The sequence below is a fragment of the Streptomyces sp. NPDC054757 genome, from assembly GCF_053612185.1.
On the sequence record NZ_JBSHBW010000007.1, the window covers coordinates 209,226 to 226,995 of the forward strand.

The 17,770-nt window shown below is 71.6% G+C and carries 13 protein-coding genes; 10 read left to right on the forward strand and 3 right to left on the reverse strand.

Features of this window, described 5'->3' with window-relative positions; genetic code table 11:
• Window positions 1–56: 56 nt before the first annotated feature.
• On the reverse strand, window positions 57–2,312 hold the full coding sequence (gene katG, locus ACWGKJ_RS12650) for a catalase/peroxidase HPI (RefSeq protein WP_385033995.1): 2,256 nt from the start codon (window positions 2,310–2,312) through the stop codon (window positions 57–59).
• A 387-nt stretch (window positions 2,313–2,699) separates the two neighbouring features.
• On the opposite strand from katG, the gene ACWGKJ_RS12655 reads away from it, so the two are divergent.
• The 4 genes from ACWGKJ_RS12655 (at window position 2,700) to ACWGKJ_RS12670 (ending at window position 9,249) form a co-directional block, all read left to right on the forward strand.
• On the forward strand, window positions 2,700–3,110 hold the full coding sequence (locus tag ACWGKJ_RS12655; protein WP_385033998.1) for a Fur family transcriptional regulator: 411 nt from the start codon (window positions 2,700–2,702) through the stop codon (window positions 3,108–3,110).
• Between the two features lie 333 nt (window positions 3,111–3,443).
• Window positions 3,444–5,783: a protein kinase domain-containing protein gene (locus ACWGKJ_RS12660; protein WP_453315724.1), complete on the forward strand. Its 2,340-nt coding sequence runs from the start codon at window positions 3,444–3,446 to the stop codon at window positions 5,781–5,783.
• 290 nt (window positions 5,784–6,073) lie between these two features.
• Complete coding sequence (locus ACWGKJ_RS12665; RefSeq protein ID WP_385033825.1) at window positions 6,074–7,276, forward strand: cytochrome P450 family protein; 1,203 nt, start codon at window positions 6,074–6,076, stop codon at window positions 7,274–7,276.
• 452 nt (window positions 7,277–7,728) lie between these two features.
• Entirely contained in the window at window positions 7,729–9,249 is a 1,521-nt protein-coding gene (locus ACWGKJ_RS12670; protein WP_385033827.1) for a glycoside hydrolase family 43 protein, read from the forward strand.
• Between the two features lie 106 nt (window positions 9,250–9,355).
• Here the strand turns inward: ACWGKJ_RS12670 and ACWGKJ_RS12675 are convergent, their stop codons facing one another.
• Window positions 9,356–10,774, reverse strand: a complete 1,419-nt coding sequence (locus ACWGKJ_RS12675; protein WP_385033829.1) for an arabinofuranosidase catalytic domain-containing protein — start codon at window positions 10,772–10,774, stop codon at window positions 9,356–9,358.
• Window positions 10,775–11,127: 353 nt separating this feature from the next.
• On the opposite strand from ACWGKJ_RS12675, the gene ACWGKJ_RS12680 reads away from it, so the two are divergent.
• A complete protein-coding gene (locus ACWGKJ_RS12680; RefSeq protein WP_385033832.1) occupies window positions 11,128–11,529 on the forward strand; it encodes a PPOX class F420-dependent oxidoreductase in 402 nt (133 codons plus the stop codon).
• Window positions 11,530–11,709: 180 nt separating this feature from the next.
• Window positions 11,710–12,207 carry a potassium channel family protein gene (locus ACWGKJ_RS12685; RefSeq protein WP_453315725.1) on the forward strand — a complete coding sequence of 166 codons (498 nt, stop codon included), beginning with the start codon at window positions 11,710–11,712 and terminating at the stop codon, window positions 12,205–12,207.
• 111 nt (window positions 12,208–12,318) lie between these two features.
• Here the strand turns inward: ACWGKJ_RS12685 and ACWGKJ_RS12690 are convergent, their stop codons facing one another.
• Window positions 12,319–12,528, reverse strand: coding sequence for a DUF6480 family protein (locus tag ACWGKJ_RS12690; protein WP_385031271.1), 210 nt, complete (start codon window positions 12,526–12,528; stop codon window positions 12,319–12,321).
• 345 nt (window positions 12,529–12,873) lie between these two features.
• Here ACWGKJ_RS12690 and ACWGKJ_RS12695 point away from each other — a divergent pair, with 345 nt between their 5' ends.
• From ACWGKJ_RS12695 to ACWGKJ_RS12710, 4 genes are read left to right on the forward strand one after another with little or no spacing between them, the layout of a single operon-like run.
• Entirely contained in the window at window positions 12,874–14,247 is a 1,374-nt protein-coding gene (locus ACWGKJ_RS12695; RefSeq protein WP_385031268.1) for an ABC transporter substrate-binding protein, read from the forward strand.
• On the forward strand, window positions 14,235–15,197 hold the full coding sequence (locus ACWGKJ_RS12700; RefSeq protein WP_385031265.1) for an ABC transporter permease: 963 nt from the start codon (window positions 14,235–14,237) through the stop codon (window positions 15,195–15,197). Before ACWGKJ_RS12695 ends, ACWGKJ_RS12700 begins: the two co-directional genes overlap by 13 nt.
• On the forward strand, window positions 15,194–16,111 hold the full coding sequence (locus ACWGKJ_RS12705; protein ID WP_385031262.1) for an ABC transporter permease: 918 nt from the start codon (window positions 15,194–15,196) through the stop codon (window positions 16,109–16,111). The genes ACWGKJ_RS12700 and ACWGKJ_RS12705 overlap by 4 nt, the downstream gene beginning before the upstream one ends.
• Complete coding sequence (locus ACWGKJ_RS12710; protein WP_385031259.1) at window positions 16,111–17,688, forward strand: ABC transporter ATP-binding protein; 1,578 nt, start codon at window positions 16,111–16,113, stop codon at window positions 17,686–17,688. Before ACWGKJ_RS12705 ends, ACWGKJ_RS12710 begins: the two co-directional genes overlap by 1 nt.
• Window positions 17,689–17,770: the final 82 nt, after the last annotated feature.

Genomic DNA, 17,770 nt, shown 5'->3' on the forward strand with positions numbered 1-17,770 from the left:
GGCCCCACAGCCGGAGTGTGCCGGTCAGCCCCTGGAGCGGCTCCGGCCGGGCGGGATCAGACCAGGTCGAAGCGGTCCAGGTCCATGACCTTGGCCCAGGCCGCGACGAAGTCCGTCACGAACTTCTGCTTCGCGTCGTCGCTCGCGTAGACCTCGGCGAGGGCACGGAGTTCGGAGTTGGAGCCGAAGACCAGGTCGGCGCGGGTGCCGGTCCACTTGACCTGGCCGGACGCGTCGCGGGCCTCGAACTCGTCCTGCGCCGACGTCGTCGACTTCCAGGTGAGGTCCATGTCGAGCAGGTTCACGAAGAAGTCGTTGGTCAGCGTGCCGGGACGGTCGGTGAGGACGCCGTGTTCCGAGCCGCCGGTGTTGGCGCCCAGCACCCGCAGACCGCCGACCAGGACCGTGGTCTCCGGGGCGCTCAGCGTCAGCAGGTTGGCCCGGTCGAGGAGTAGATACTCGGCGGGCAGGCGGCTGCTCTTGCCGGCGTAGTTGCGGAAGCCGTCGTACGCGGGTTCCAGCGCGGCGAAGGACTCGACGTCCGTCTGGTCCTGCGTGGCGTCGACCCGGCCCGGGGTGAACGGCACCTGTACCTCGACGCCGGCGTCCGCGGCCGCCCGCTCGACGGCCGCGTTGCCCGCGAGCACGATCAGGTCGGCCAGTGAAACCTGCTTGCCGCCCTTGGCGTTGAAGGATTCCTGCACACCTTCCAGCGCGCGCAGGACCTGGGCCAGCTCGTCCGGGTCGTTCGCCTCCCAGCCGCGCTGCGGCTCCAGACGGATCCGGGCGCCGTTGGCACCGCCACGCTTGTCGCTGCCGCGGAAGGACGCGGCCGAGGCCCAGGCGGCCGAGACCAGCTGTGCCACCGTCAGGTCCGTGGCGTGTACCTGCTCCTTGAGCGCGGTGATCTCCGCGGCGTCCAGCGGCTCACCGGTGCGCGCGGGCAGCGGGTCCTGCCACAGCAGCACCTCGGAGGGGACCTCCGGGCCCAGGTAGCGCTGGATCGGGCCCATGTCACGGTGCGTCAGCTTGTACCAGGCACGCGCGAAGGCGTCCGCGAACTCGTCCGGGTTCGCCTGGAAGCGGCGCGAGATCTGCTCGTAGGCCGGGTCGAAGCGCAGCGACAGGTCGGTGGTGAGCATCTGCGGCTTGTGCTTCTTCGACGCGTCGTGCGCGTCCGGGACGGTCGCCTCCGCGTCCTTGGCGACCCACTGGTGGGCGCCGGCCGGGGACTTGGTCAGCTCGTACTCGTAGGCGAAGAGGTTGTGGAAGAACTCGTTGCCCCACTTGGTCGGGGTGCTGGTCCAGGTCACCTCAAGACCGCTGGTGATGGCGTCCCCGCCCTTGCCCGTCCCGTACGAGTTGCGCCAGCCCAGGCCCTGCTCCTCCAGCGGGGCGCCCTCGGGGTCCGCGCCGACGCTCTCGGCCGGGCCCGCGCCGTGCGTCTTGCCGAAGGTGTGACCACCGGCTATGAGCGCGACGGTCTCCTCGTCGTTCATCGCCATCCGGCGGAAGGTCTCGCGGATGTCGCGGGCTGCCGCGACCGGGTCCGGATTGCCGTTGGGGCCCTCGGGGTTGACGTAGATCAGGCCCATCTGGACCGCGCCGAGCGGATTCTCCAGCTCACGGTCGCCGGTATAGCGCTCGTCGTCGAGCCAGGTGGTCTCCGGGCCCCAGTAGACGTCCTCCTCCGACTCCCAGACGTCCTCGCGGCCACCGGCGAAGCCGAAGGTCTTGAGGCCCATGGTCTCCAGCGCGACGTTGCCGGTGAGGATCAGCAGGTCGGCCCAGGAGAGCGCCTGGCCGTACTTCTTCTTGACCGGCCACAGCAGACGGCGGGCCTTGTCCAGGTTGCCGTTGTCCGGCCAGCTGTTCAACGGGGCGAAGCGCTGCTGACCGGCGCCCGCGCCACCGCGGCCGTCACTGATGCGGTACGTGCCGGCGCTGTGCCAGGCCATCCGGATCATCAGGGGCCCGTAGTTGCCGAAGTCGGCCGGCCACCAGTCCTGCGACGTGGTGAGGACCGCGGCGATGTCCTGCTTCACCGTGGGCAGGTCGAGCGCCTGGAACGCGGCCGCGTAGTCGAAGTCCGCACCGAGCGGGTTCGCCACGGCGGGGTTCTTGGCGAGGATCTTCAGGTTGAGGCGGTCCGGCCACCACTGGCGGTTCCCGCCGCCCTGGGTGGGGTGCGCCGCGCGGCCGTGGGCCACGGGGCAGCCGCTCGCTTGTGCCTCGGGCACCTCGGGTATGGCCGTTTCGGGCGAATCCGGGGTGACGGGGTCGAAGACATGCGACTCGTGGTTCTCGGTCATGGCAATCCTTCCGGACCCGGCGGGTCGTGGGGCGCTGAACGGGGGAGGAGGATTCGGGCCGTGCAGAAGGGGCACGCTGTGGTGCAGGGCCTCGCGCGGGCCGACCGGGCGCCTCACGGACCACCGGACCGGACGGTCCCGGGCGGTGCGACGAGGACGATGCTGGGCCGGCGGGTGGCACTGCGCGGTCGACCGGCGGTGTCCCGTCATGTGTCTCTGCTGCCGTACCGGAGTCTTCCTGTCTCTTGGATGTCGCCGGGATCGATCCTACGATGGACTTCGTCCAAGTCAAGAAGTGCGCTAAAACCATAAAAAGACCGGGGTGCGGCGTCGTCGGATCCTTCGCGGGGCCGCGTGTCCCCCGTGGAGCGGAGCGGGTGAAACGAGATGAGCGACCTCCTTCAACGCCTGCGCGGCCGTGACTGGCGGTTGACCTCGCAGCGGCGTGTCGTCGCGGAGGTCCTCGACGGCGACCATGTGCACCTGACGGCGGACGAGGTGCATCTGCGGGCCGCCGCGCGACTGCCCGAGATCTCCCGGGCGACCGTCTACAACACGCTGGGGGAACTCGTCGCGCTCGGCGAGGTGCTTGAGGTCTCCACGGTGGGCCGGGCCAAGCGGTACGACCCGAACGCGCGCCGCCCTCATCAGCATCTGGTGTGCTCCGGCTGCGGCACGGTCCGCGACGTCCACCCGGCCGGCGACGCCCTCGGCGACCTGCCCGATGCCGAGCGGTTCGGGTTCGCCGTCGGCTCGGTGGAGATCACCTACCGCGGTCTGTGCCCGGCCTGCGTCTGACCGCGGCGGGTCCACGCCCCTTCCGGCTGAATCCGGCCGGCAGGTCCCGGCAGAGACTGAACCCGGCAGAAAGTGAACCTGACAGAAACTGAACCCGACAGAAACTGAATCCGGCCGACTGAACCCGGCGGAATCCGGTTGCCCTCAAGTCCTTCTGTCCCAAGGGAGGCAGGCGGCCCCGAACAGGCAAGATCCCGGGCGTCATATGCGGCTGGGCTGTCCCGGACGGTCACCCGCATTGCTTCCCCGTACCTTCCTGCGGCTAGTTTGTGTGCAGGACAGGTACGCGGAACCGGGTGGCCGGTGTGCACGGGAGACGGGAGGTCGGGAAGAGTGTCGCTGCGCGAAGGTGATCCGGCCGAGATCGGCGGTTATCCGCTTGAGGCCCGACTCGGCTCGGGTGGCATGGGCACGGTCTTTCTGGCCCGTACGAGCTCCGGGCGTCCTGTCGCGATCAAGCTGATCCACCAGCAGTTCGCGGGGGACGACGAGTTCCGTATCCGCTTCCGGCAGGAGGTCGCGGCGGCGAGGCGGGTGAGCGGCGCGTTCACCGCCGCCGTGGTCGACGCCGCGCCCGAGGCCCCGCAGCCGTGGATGGCGACGACGTATATCGAGGGGCAGACGCTCGCCCAGCGCATCGCGACGGACGGCCCGCTGAACGGGGCTGAACTGCGGAGGCTCGCCATCGGGCTGGCCGAGGCGCTGCGCGACATCCACCGGGTGGGCGTCGTCCACCGTGACCTGAAGCCCTCGAACGTCGTGCTCTCGCCCGAGGGTCCCCGCGTCATCGACTTCGGCATCTCGCGCGCCATCGACCAGCAGACGCTGACGATGACGGGGCGGGTCATCGGGACGCCGCCTTTCATGTCGCCGGAGCAGTTGCAGGCGCCGCGTGGTGTGGGCCCGGGGTCGGATGTCTTCTCGCTGGGGACGCTGCTGGTGTACTCCGCGACGGGTCATGGGCCCTTCGACGCGGACAGCCCGTACATGACCGCGTACCAGGTGGTGCACGACGAGCCCTCGCTGGGCGCCGTGCCGGTGGCTCTGCGCGAGGTCGTCGAGCCGTGTCTGGACAAGGAGCCCGAGGGGCGCCCGTCGGCTGAAGAACTCCTCGTACTGCTGCGGGACCTGCCGGCCGACCTCGGCGGGACCGACGCGGACGCCGACGCCGTCGGCGCGGGCCGTACCCGCGACATGATCACCCTGCATCACCAGGCCACGCCCGCCACCCCGGCTCCCGGCACCGGGGCGCCTGCCGCCACGGCTCCTGGCACCGGAGCGGCTGCCGCCCCGGGCACCGACTCGGCCGGACCCGTCACGGCGACCACCGGTACGGCGACCACCGACGCGGCGACCAGTCACACAGCGACCACCGGCACCGCCGCAGGCCACCGTATGCGCCGCCGATGGCGTCCCGTGCTCGCGACCGCGGTCGCGGTGGCGGCGATCGGCGGGGGAGCCGCCGCGCTGAACGCGGGCGGCATCGGGGGGAACAACGACGGCGACAAGGGCAAGCACCTCGTGGCGCCGGCTGCCGCGCTTCCGGACGGTTTCAGGTCGTGGCGCACGACCGTGCAGGGCGGCCGCAAGGACATCCCGGACGAACTTCGCTGTGTCGCGCACGGCGACGCGCTGTTCTGCGGGGGAGGCGGCGTGGTCGCGACGCGGATCAGGGCATCGGACGGGTCGCGGGTGTGGACAGCGAAGAGTCCGGGCGTCCCGGTCCAGGGCATGCATCTGGTGGGCGCCACCGACGACACGGTGCTCGGTTACCGCTTCGCCCCCGAGGGCACACCGCAGAACTCCACCAGTGAGGTCGTGGCCCTCGACGCGCGCAGCGGCCGGGAGTTGTGGTCCACGCCGTCCGGCGCCCAGTCGCAGGCTGTCACCGGGCGGAGTCAGGACGCTCTGGTGGTCGGCTCAACCGTCGTGACGGTCGACGCCTCCGACTCCCGCTTCGAGACCCGGGACGCGCACAGCGGCAAGGTCGCCCGGACAACACCGTTCCCGGCGGGCAAGCAGTGCGCTCCGGTCGCGGTGGGCGCGCAGCTCTTCGCGATGTGTGCGCCGGTCGGGGAGATCAACGACCTGAAGGTGCGCCACTCCGCCCTGTACCCCGTCGACCGGGCATCGGGGGCGCTGGGCAGGCCCATCGCGGTCAGGGGCCCCGCCGTGCCGGTGGGCGTCGCCGACGGCAGGCTCGTCCTCCTCCAGGAGCACATGGAGGGCGCGGCGCTGGCCGGTTACGACGGGGTGGCGCGGGTCGACCCGGCCTCGCGGAAGGTCACGTACTCCCGGCTGGCCAGGACGTACGAGGGGACTCCCGGTATGGCGGACGGCACCGTCTGTGTGAGCGGGCAGACCGGTCTCGTCTCGGCGTTCGACCCCGCGACCGGCCGGAAGAAGTGGTCACGGCAGACGGCTGTGGAGGGTGCGTCGGGTCCGGTGGCCGGAGGCGGCGCGCTGTACTTCAGCTCGGCCACCGGCCGGGTGGTCGCCCTCTCGCCCCAGGACGGGAAGCCGCTCTGGTCGACGGACCCGCGGGCCGACGGTTCGACGGGGGAGCAGGGCGCGAGCCCGCGTGTGACCGTGGCGGGGCGTGCGGTGGTCGTCGCCGCCGCCCGGAACACGCTCTTCGCCTTCGACGCGCGGAAGCCGCCCAGGTCCGGCTGACCGGGGCGGCACCGGCCGCTGACAGCCCCTCGGGTGCGGATGCCTCAGTGTCCGTCCGCTCGATCCGGCGGCGCTTCAGAAGGGTTCGCCGGGGCAGGGGGCCGCGACCGCACGGATCCCGACCAGCGTTTCAGGGCCGGCGAGTCCGCCGATGCCGGGCTGGGCTCGGCTGCCGGTCTGCGGCTGCACTTCAGGCGAGGCTCACCACCCCCACCACCCCCGGTGCACCTTCATGCGCTGGCCTCCGTGGCGCGGGCCGCCTCCGAACAGAGATGAATAGGGTGGAGCCCATGTCCACCACAACGCCCAGTCAGCCGCCCGCCGTTGACCCCGCAGAGCTGCTCGCGGACCCGCACGCGGTGTACGCACGGCTCCGCGAGGCCGGACCCGTCCACCGCGTCGCCGGAACGGACGGGCTTCCGGCCTGGCTGGTCACGCGCTACGACGACGTACGCCAGGCCCTCGCCGACCCCCGGCTCTCCCTCGACAAGCGCCATGCCAAGCCCGGCGGCTACCGCGGGCTCTCGCTGCCGCCGGCGCTGGACGCGAACCTGCTCAACATGGACCCGCCGGACCACACCCGCATCCGGCGCCTGGTGTCCCGGTCGTTCACCCCGCGCCACATCGCCCGCCTGCGCGAACCCATCAGGGAGACCGCTCACTCGCTGCTCGACGCCATCGAACCCCACGGTCGCGCCGACCTGATCGCCTCCTACGCCGCACCAATGCCGATCACCGTGATCTGTGATCTGCTCGGCGTGGCCCCACACGACCGCCGGGACTTCCGGTCATGGACCGACGCCCTCATCGCTCCGGACCCGGCGGAACCGGGCAAGGCGAAGGAGGCCGTCCGCAGCATGCTGGCCTTCTTCACCCAGCTGATCGCCGACAAGCACGCCACGCCTGCCGACGACCTGCTCTCCGCCCTGATCGCCGTACGCGACGACACGGACCGGCTGAGCGAGGACGAGCTCATGTCCCTGTCCTTCCTGATCCTTTTCGCCGGGTACGAGAACACCGTCCACCTGATCGGAAACTCCACCCTGGCCCTGCTCGGCAACCCCGGCCAACTGGACGCGCTCCGTGCCGATCCCGGCCTGCTGGGCGGTGCGGTCGAGGAGCTGGCCCGCTACGACGGTCCCGTGCCCCTGGCCATCCGGCGCTTCCCCACCGAGGACATCACCATCGGCGGGGTCGGTGTCCCGGCCGGTGAGACCGTCCTGCTGTCCCTGGCCGCCGCGCACAGGGACCCGCGCCGCTTCACCGATCCCGACCGGCTCGACATCGGCCGTGACACCACCGGGCATCTCGCCCTCGGTCACGGCATCCACTACTGCATCGGCGCACCGCTGGCCCGGATGGAGACCGAGATCGCTCTCTCCGTACTCCTCGACCGTTTCCCCGCGCTGGCCCTGGACGTCGCCCCGGACGAACTGCGGTGGCGACCGTCGATGCGCGCCCGCGGGCTACTGGCCCTGCCGGTGCGCTACTGACCACGAGGCAGCCCTCCGCCACCACGGGCGGGCCGCTGCGCCCGGTCGGCGAGACCGAACTGCCGGCCGCCGCGCCGACCGGATGCGCGCCGACGCCCGTGCGGCCCTGGCCTGGCTGACCGCCGAAGCGCTGTTCGGCCGGGGCCGCGCCTGTGTGCGAGCGGCAGCACCGGTGCCTCGCAAGGGGTAGCGAGCGCGAACCCACCCGGCCCGGCGGCTCACCGGGCCCTTGCGGACCGGGCCGGTCGGTACGGCCCACCCCTCTTGACGCTGCATCAACTCCCTTCTACGGTGACGCACCATCGGCATTACATCGATGCAAAGCGCCAACCCAGGGGCATGAAGAGCGGTGCCGCCGACGTCCGTACGCAGTTCCGCGCACCACCCCTTCGCATTCCGCCCCTCGTAGTCCCCCCACAGTGCGAAAGCGGTCCGCCGAGAAGGAGCCCCTCATGCGCACGCAACACCACAGAACCGCAAGCCCCTTGCGCCTCCTGCGTCTGCTCGGGGTGCTGACGGCGTTCGGCCTGATCCTGGCCTGCACGGGCGCTGTACGGCCCGCCACCGCCGCGGCGGCCCCGCAGCACACGTCCGCAGCCGCCCCGCGGACCACCACGGCGCCGGCCCCGATGGCCACCGCCACGGGTACGTTCCGCAATCCGCTCAACACCGGCCCGGACCCGTTCATGACGTACTGGAACGGGAACTACTACCTGACCACCACGCAGGGCAACAGCATCCGCATGTGGCGCTCGCCGTCCCTCAGCACCCTGCTCACCGCCGACCCCGTCACCGTCTGGACCGACAGCGACAGCTCACGGAACCAGGGCATCTTCGCCCCCGAGTTCTACCGCTTCGGCAACCGCTGGTACCTCTACTACACCGCTGACGACGGCGTCGACGACCACCACCGGATCTACGTCGCGGAGTCCGACGCCGACGACCCGGCGGGCTCCTACCACTTCAAGGCGGAACTGGCGCCGCCCAACCACGCGTCCGACTTCGCCATCGACCCCGGCATCCTCCAGCACAACGGCCGCCTCTACCTGGCCTACAGCGGTATCAACCAGTACCAGCACAACGGGCTGAACCTCGCGCCCCTGTCGAATCCGTACACCGTCTCGGGCGACGCGGTCGCCATCGACGGGGCCGGCGGCTGCCCCGAGGTCCGTGAGGGGCCGGAGTTCCTCTACCGCAACGGACGCACCTGGATGACCTACTCCACCTGCGACACCGGGAAGCCGGACTACCAGATCTGGATGATGTCCCTGCCCTCCGACGCCGACCCGCTGGTGCCAGGCAACTGGACGCAGCATCAGGGCCCGGTCTTCTCCCGCGCGGACGACCACGGGGTCTTCGGCCCCGGCCACCACACGTTCTTCCGGTCGCCGGACGGCACCGAGGACTGGATGGCGTACCACGCCAAGACCACATCGGCCAACACCTACAGCGACCGCACCACCCGCGCGCAGCGCATCGGCTGGAACGCCGACGGGAGCCCCGACCTCGGCCGCCCGCTCGCGACGGGCGCCACCCAGGACCTCCCCTCGGGTGACCCCGGCCCCGGCGCCTACTGGATCAACGACGACGGCCGCTCCAACGGCGACGGGACCGTCGCCTACACCGGTTCCTGGAACTCCGGTACGGGCTGCGCCGCCCAGTGCTTCTGGGGCGACGACCACTGGAGCGACGGCGCGGGAAACACCGCCACGTACACCTTCACCGGCACCCGGATCGCCCTGCTCTCCGTCCGTGACACCGGCAACGGCTACGCGAGCCTGAGTATCGACGGCGGCGCCGCGAAGCGGCTGGACTACTACGGCGCGATCCGCACCGGCGAGACGCTCCAGTTCATCAGCCCGAAGCTGCCCTACGGGAAGCACACGCTCCGGGTGCAGGTGACCGGGGAGCATGACGGGCAGTCCCAGGCGTCCTACGTGAGTGTGGACCGGGCGGAGGTCTATGTGAACTGACGCCCGCGGGGAACGGAAGGAGGGGTACGGGAACATCCGGTTCCCGTACCCCTCCGGTGCGAGCCCGGTGCGAGCCGATCAGCGGCCCGCCGCACCGGGGCTCAGCTCAGTGCAGGGTGAACTTCTGTGCCGCCGCGCCGTTGCAGTCCCAGATCCGCAGATGGGTGCCGTTGGCGGTCGCGCCGTTGGGGGAGTCGAGACAGCGGCCCGACTGGGGGTTGAACAGCGAGCCGTCGGAGCGCTGCTGCCAGACCTGCCCGCCGACCCCGTTGCAGTCCCACAGTTCGACCCCGGTGCCGTTGGCCGTGCCGTTGCCGTCGATGTCCAGGCATCTGCCGATCGTGCTCAGGGAGCCGTTGGTGTGGTGATGCCAGTACTGGTCCTCGGCGTAGGACTGGCAGTTCCACAGCTGGACGGCGGCGCCGTTGGTGCCGGTGTCGTCCGCCGCGACATCGACACACTGGCCGCCAGGACCGGTGATGGTGCCCTGGGGTCCGTTGGGTACGTCCGTCTCGCCCGAGTAGCCGGCCGAGACGACATTGGCCTGTACGGCGTTCTCGGCCGCGTCGGTCGGGTAGCCCGCGACCATCACCCCTTCGAAGAAGGTGCCCATGTTCCAGTTGCTGTTGTCCCCGCCCGTGCCGAGGATGATCCCGCCCTCCTGGTGCATCGGTGCGTAACCGCCGCGGGTCGGCAGGGCGCCGTCCCACCAGGTGGAGAGGGACCCGGACTGTGCGTTGGCGCCCTTGAGCGCGTACGTCGTCTGCCCGTTGTTCTTGAGCATGGCCGTCACATACGGGCTCTTGTTCCCGGCGTTCCTGGTGTTGGAGCCGTTGTCGCCCTGGAACATGCCGTTCTCCATGTCCGCCTCGACCCAGGGGCCCGAGCCGGTGCACGGCTGGAAGTAGCACGTGGTGGCGATGGACACCGCGTCCATATGGCCGTTGCCGGTGTCGGCCGGGGTGCTCTCGGCGTTGCCGTAGTCGAAGCAGCAGGCGGAGCCCACATGGGTGCCGCTGGCCACCATGTAGGCGCCTTCGGCCCGGCCGTTGACGGCGGTGCCGGATGCCGCCCCGTCGGAGCGGTATCCGACGCCGGGTGAGATCCAGATGCCGTACACCTTGTGGCCGCCGGCCGTGACCGCGATCTCGCTGGCGTCGGCCCCGCGGTCGGCGCCCATGCCGGAGGTGCCGGCCGGGCCCGGGACGAGGTCGTTGTGGCGCGAGGTCTGGTCGTAGACCTTGGTGATGCGGCAGGTGGTGTCCTGGCAGAACGTGTCCTGCTGGGCGGCGTTGGCGTAGCCGCCCTGACTGAGCAGGCCGATGTCCGACCGGGCGCCGTCCGAGGCCCGGGTGACCTGGTAGAGGGGCCCGTTGTACGAGGACAGCAGGGCGCGTGTGGTGCTGTGCGCCGCGACGCACGGGGTACCGGCGGCGCCGTAGGTGTCGCAGGGCAGCGAACCGGCCGCCTGTGACGCCGATGGCAGTCCGATCAGGGCGCCGAGGACGAGCCCGAGAGCTGCCACGGCGGACAGCAGAAGTCTGCGGAGACGCGGAGCCGGGGCCCCCGCGGGGCGGTGGGAACCGGGTTCCGCTGCGGCGTATCTCTTTTCGCGCATGGTGTGCTCCCAGTGGTTGTGGTGGGGATCGGAGCTCAACCTGCCGATGCGGCACAGGAGTTCATGCCGCTCGACGCCTTCGCCGGGAAGCTACGCGCACGCACCGTCGACGTCAATATTTGTTGCTTTGGCTTTTTTTCCATCCTTGTAACGGGTCAGAATCTGTTGACTTTCGTGTGGGAGAGGCGGAGGGGAGTCAGGTTCGCCGCCGTGGCTACCGTTGCCCCAGCACCCCGCAGAACCGACCTCTGGAGACCCCCGTGCCCGTACCCCTCGGCGACGACGTGGTGGCGCTGCTGCGCCGCCCCAGCACCTGCTACATCGCCACGACGATGCCCGACGGCTCACCCCAGCTCACGCAGACCTGGGTCGACACCGACGGCGAGTACGTTTTGATCAACAGCGTCGAGACGCATCAGAAGACCCGGAACATCGCGCGCGACCCACGGGTGGCCGTCGCGGTCGCCGACCCCGCGGAGCCCGCCTCCTACGTCCAGATCCGCGGCCGTGTGGTGCGGGTGACCACCGAGGGGGCGGTCGACCACATCGAGGCGCTCGCGCAGAAGTATCTCGGCGGCCCCTACCCGTGGTTCGGCGGCCGCGACCAGGTGCGGGTGATCTATGTGATCGAGCCCGAGCGGGTCAGCAGCCCCCGCGGCTGACGGGCCACGGGGGCTGCTGACCCGTGGTGGACGCCCCACGTGCTGACGCCCGGCGCTGACGGCCTGCGGCTGACGGCCCCGGGCGGTGCGACGCGCGCACCGCGGGCCGTCCCGGACGCCGCGGGCGACCGCGAGTACGTTCATGGCGAATGTTCGCCCACCCCCGAGCGAGGTGCGTCCATGCCGCCGGTCTTCGTCTCCACCCTGCTGAGGTGGCTGCTGAGGGCGCAGCAGCGCCGGCTCCACGTACGGGCGTCGCTGTGGGCCGCGTTGATCACGGCGGTTGTGCTGCTCTGCGGGGCGTGGCTGGTCGTGCGGGCCGAGGCGTCGGCGCCCCGTGCGACCATCACCTCGTTCCCGCTCGCGGTCTGGTGGTCCATCGAGACGGCGACCACCGTCGGGTACGGGGACATGTATCCGGTGACGGCGTGGGGGCGTGTCATCGCCTGCGTGGTGATGTTCGCCGGGATCGCCCTGTTCGGCATCGTGACAGCGGCCCTCGCGACCTGGTTCGTCAGCGGCGCCGCCCGCAGCCTGCGTCAGCTCGGCGGAACCCTCAAGCACGCCGAGCACGTGGGCCGGGAGGACGCCTCCGCCGAGGTTAGGGCTCTGCACGAGCGGTTCGACCGGCTGGAACAACTCCTGGGGGAAGGCGGCGGACCGGCCGCACGGCGCTGAGGCCCGGCGGGCTCGGCGGACACGTTGACGCGGATGACACCCGCGCTCCGCCGGCCGCCCGGCCGGTCGCTCTGCCCGACGGCCCGCCTGGGCGCCTCCGCGCCGGGCCGCTCAGGCCGAGAAGATCCGCGCGATGAAGAAGGCGGAGAAGAGCAGCGCCCCCAGCAGGATGAGCCCGGCCCACAGGCGCGGGTGCTCCCACATACCGCCGTCGGGACGCTCTTCGTGGGCTTCGGCGATGCAGCCTTCGGCAGGTGGGGTCTCCTCGGGCGGGACCTTGCCGTGAGGAGTCCGGCCGGGAGGAGTAATGACGTCAGCCATACCTCCATGGTGGGCCCGTACCGCGCTCTTTGCATCTCCCGGCGGATGCGCCGCCAGATGCTCACCGCAGACGGCGCTTTGACAGCTCCGCGGTCCCCATGGTCATCTAATTGCCTCTCCTATGCACTTGCGATTCATATGCAAGAGGGCGGGATGGATTTCTATGAAGAGGTGAGTCACAGCGTGCCCGTCGACAGCACCCGCCGTGGGTTTCTCGGACTGGCCGGAGCCGCGGGTGCGGTACTGCTCAGTTCCTGCGGGCCTTCCGGGGGTTCGGATTCCGCCCCGCCGAGCAGGGGCGGCACTCTGCGGGCCGTGTTTCCCGGGGCAGGGGCCAAGGAGACGATGGACCCCCACGCGCAACGCCAGTTCGTGGACATAGCCCGGCACAAAGCGGTCTTCGACAAGCTGGTGGATCTCGACGCGACGCTGCGTCCCGTGCCCCGGCTCGCCCGCAGCTGGGAGACGAACGCCGATGGCACGGTCTGGCGCTTCACCCTGCGGCAGGCCACCTTCCACGACGGCCACACACTCGACCCCGACGACGTGCTCTTCAGCCTCTCCCGCATCCTCGACCCCGGCGCAGCCGACCATCTGGCGAAGGGCTCGCTCTCGGTCATCGACCTGAAGCGGTGCCGGGCGGTCGGCAAGCACACGGTGGAGATCACGCTCAAGCGGCCGAACGCGGAACTCCCCTCGCTCCTCGCGATGACCGGGACCGCCGTCGTACGGAACGGCTACCGCGACCCGTCCCGGCCGGTCGGCACCGGCCCCTTCCGCTACCGCTCCTTCACCGCCGGCCGCTCCTTCGCCGCCCGCCGGTTCGACGACCACTGGGCCGGCCCCGCGCACGTGGACGAGGTGCACATCCTCTCCGCGGCCACCGAGGCACGGGCCAACGCCGTGCAGGCTGGCGAGGTGGAGTACGCACATGAGATGACACCCACCTTCGCCCGGCTGGTCAGGGCCAATTCCCGGGTGCGGATCGTCTCGGCTCCGCGCAGCGGCGCCGTCGGATTCGTGCTGAAGACCGACCGGCCGCCCTTCGACGACCCCGAAGCGGCGATGGCGGTGAAACTGCTCACCGACCGGAAGCGCCTGGTTGACGTGGTCCTCGGCGGACGCGGCGACATCGGCAACGACATGTACGGCAAGGGGTACGAGTACTACCCCGATGGCGTACCGCAGCGCGAGCGTGACGTCGCGGAGGCCCGCCGGCTGCTGCGCCGCTCCGGGGCGCTCAACAAACGCATCGCGTTCTACACCTCGACAGCCGCCGACGGGTTCATCGACGCGGCGCACCTCTTCGCCGAACAGGCCGGGGAGGCCGGTCTGCGGATCGACGTCACCACCGGACCTCCCGAGAGCTACTTCACCGACCTGCTCGGCACCGGCATGGCCGGAAGCCATCGCTGCGGGGCGATGCCCATTCCCACGTACATCAGCGAGCGGCTGCTCGACGGCGCACCGCAGAACACCACGGCCTGGCATCACAAGGACTTCGACCAGGACTTCGCGCGGGCCCAGGCCACCACCGACGAGAAGAAGCGGACCGCGCGGTACGGCGCCGCGCTGCGCACGGTGCGGGACAAGGGCGGCCTGGTGCTGTGGGGGCACTCCGACTGGCTCAACGCCGTCTCCACCCGTCTGCACGGTGTGAAGGCCATGCCGCCCAACACGGTCGACTGGGCGCGGTTCGACAACGTGTGGCTGGCCTGAACGTGCTGCGCTACACCCTGCGGCGGGTATCGCTCGCCGTCGTCCAGCTGGGGCTGCTGGCCGTCCTCGTCTTCCTGCTGACCTCGCTGCTTCCCGGCGACGCGGCGGAAGTCGAGTTCAACGAGCAGGCCGGTCTGGATCAAGTGGCCCATCTGCGTGAGCAGTTGGGGCTCGACCGGCCGCTGCTCGACCGGTTCGCCGACTGGGCCGGGTCGCTGCTCTCCGGGGACCCGGGCACCTCCCTGGTCAGCCGGGGCCCGGTGGCCGACATCATCACGGGCTCCCTCGGTGCCACCGCGGTACTCGCCGCCGTCACGGTCGCCGTCCTCGTACCGCTCGCCATGCTCCTCGGCCTGGTGATGGGGCTCCGGGAGGGCGGCCGGCTGGACCAGGCGCTCTCGGCCGTCATGGTCGCCCTCAACTCCGTACCGGACTTCGTACTGGCCCTCTGTCTGGTCGCGGTGTTCTCCCTCCGGCTGGGCTTGCTGCCCTCCACCTGGGTGGATGTCGGCGCCGGTGATCTGCTGACCCGGCCGGCCCTGCTCGTCCTGCCCGTCGCCGTGCTCCTCGCCAGGACCGTCTGTCTGCTGTCCCGGCAGATACGTGCGGGCACCATAGCGGCGCTGCGCGCCGACTACACGGCCCAGGCGCGGCGGCTGGGCGTGCCGCGGGTGCGGCTGGTCCTGCGGCATGTACTGCCCAACGCCGCGGTGCCCGGAGTCCAGGAACTGGCGCGGACCGGCGACCAGTTGCTGGGCGGTGTCCTCATCGTCGAGGCCGTCTTCGCGATCCCCGGCTCGGCGACCGCCCTGATCGACGCGGTGCAGAGCCGGGACGTGCCGACGGTGCAGGCGCTGACGCTGCTGCTGGCGGCCGTGGCCATGGCGCTCAACATCGCGGCCGACCTGGTCTCCCACCGGCTGGCTCCGCGTACGGAGGTGCTCAGGTGAGCCCGGCGACGCGTCCCGGCGGCTCCCTGCCGATCGCGGGCGCCGCTCTGCTCCTGGCGATCCCCGTGCTGGTCGCGGTGGTGGGGCCGCTGCTGGCCCCGGTGGTCACCCCGGCCGCGGGAGGAGCACCGTACGCGGCGGGGGGCGGGCATCCGCTGGGCACCGACGGGATGGGGCGCGACGTACTCGGACTGCTGCTGCGCGGCGGCCCCAGCGCGCTCGGTGTGGCCTGCCTCGCGGTCGGGCTCGCCTACGCCGTGGGCGGGACGCTGGGTCTCGCCGCGGCGGCCACCCGGCACCGATGGCTCGACGAACTCCTGCTGAGGCCGGTGGAGTTGCTGCTGCCGGTGCCTTCCCTGCTGATCATCAGCGTCATCGGTGTGGGCTGGCGCGGCCAGGCCACGGCCATCGCCCTGGCGGTGGCCGCGATCAACGTACCCGCGGTGGCCCGGCTGGTGCGGGCGGCGGGGCTCGACGCGGCCAGCAGCCCCGTGGCCGAAGCGCTGCGGATGCAGGGCGAGTCCAGGCCCCGGATCCTGTTCGGCCACATCGGACGGGCGGTCCTGCCGGTGGCGGCCGCCGATATCGGTACCCGGGTCACCACGGCGGTGTTCACCGTCGCCGCCGCGAACTTCCTCGGGCTCGGTATGGAACCCACTTCGCCCGACTGGGCCGTCACGATCGCCGGGAGCAGGGAGGCCCTGCTGCTGCAGCCCTGGGCGGTGTGCGCACCCGCGGCCATGCTCGTCATGTTCACGGTCGGGCTCAATCTGCTGGCCGACCGACTGCTCCGCCGGTCCGCCGCCCCGGGCCGGGGGAGGGCCGGCGGCCCCACGGCCCGGGCGCGGACCGACGCTTCCGGGAGCCCTGTACGCCGGGAACGCACCGACGGCCCCGAGGAGGCCGCACTCTGATGGCTGTGATCGAGGTACGCGGCCTGACCGCGTGGGCCGGTACGTCAGCGCTGCTGCGGGGGGTGGATCTGGACGTACCGGCGGGGGGCGTGACCGCCCTCGTCGGACCGTCCGGGAGCGGCAAGACCACGGCGGCTCTCGCCCTGCTCGGCGACGCGGCGCCCGGCGTGCGGCTGAGCGGGCAGGTACGGGTGGCGGGGACCACCGTGGTGGACGGGGACGGAGTCACCCGTGAGGCAGCCGCTCTGCGGGGCGGGACGGTCGCCTATATGCCGCAGCACCCGGGCAGCGCGCTCAACCCGGCCCGCCGTACCGGCGCCGTACTGACCGAACTGGCCCGGCTGCACCGCTCGTCCGCACCGGGCGCCCCGGCCGGCCGGGGCGCCCGGGAGCGGGCGGCTGCGGCTCTGCGCGCCGCGCAGCTGCCGCCGGAGACGGCGCTGCGGCGCTTCCCCCACCAGTTCTCGGGCGGCCAGCGGCAGCGTGTCGCCCTGGCCCAGGTCCTGGCCTGCGGCCCCAGGGCGCTGGTCCTGGACGAGCCAGGTACCGGCCTGGACACCGTGACGCGGATGGGCCTGGCCCGTGAACTCGCCGCACTCGCCCAGGCGGGCATGGCGATCCTGCTGCTGAGCCACGACCACGACATGGTGCGCGCACTGGCCGACCGGGTGGTCCTGCTGGAGGACGGCCGGGTCACCGGTGAGGGCAGCCCGGAGGGACTGCTGCCCGCCCGGACCGGATCCGCCGTACCTGACGCGGGGGAGGGGCCGCAGGACGATCCGGTCGTCGCCCCGGTCATCGCCGTACGGGATCTGACCGCCTGGCTGCGTCCCGGTGGCCGCGACGTGGTGCTGCACGGTCTCTCCCTGTCGCTGCCGCGGGGCGGCTGTGTCGCGGTGGCCGGGCCTTCGGGGAGCGGGAAGACCACGCTGGCCCGCTGTGTCGCCGGGCTCCATGAGCGGCACGGCGGCCGGATCCTCCTGGAGGGCACGGAACTTCCGGTGCTCCGTCGGCGCACCCGGCCGCAGAAGAGACGGGTGCAGTACGTGTGGCAGGAGGTCCGGGGTTCGTTCGACGAACGCCGCACCGTGCTGGAACAGGTGGCGCGTACCGCGGTCAGACTCCGGGACCGCTCCGCGGAACTGGCCGAGGAGGAGGCCGCGGGGCTGCTGTCCCGGCTGGGGGTCGACGGGAGCACGGCCCGGCGGCTGCCGGAGTCGCTGTCGGGGGGAGAGCTCCAGCGCGCCGCGTTCGCCCGCGCGGTGCTGGCGGGCCCCGATGTCCTGGTGTGCGACGAGATCACGACGGCCCTCGACGACGTGGCCACCGGTCTCGTGCTGGCCGAGGTGGCCCGTCTGCGGCAGGAGGAGGGCACGGCCGTCCTGTGGATCGGTCACGATCTCGGCCTGCTGCGCACGGTGGCCGACCGGGTCCTCGTCCTCGACAACGGCCGGACCGCCGAAGAAGGCACCCCCGCAGAGGTCCTGGACGCGCCGGCATCGGAGACCGCACGGCTGCTGGTCAGGGCCGAGCGGCTGGGCGCCGGAGACCCCGCTTCCGTACCGGACACCCCGTGACGGAGGCGCGCAGGCACGCAAACGTGTGCACGCGGCCGGCCGGGTCCCGCTCCTGCCACCGCCGCACGTGCGTACAAACGAA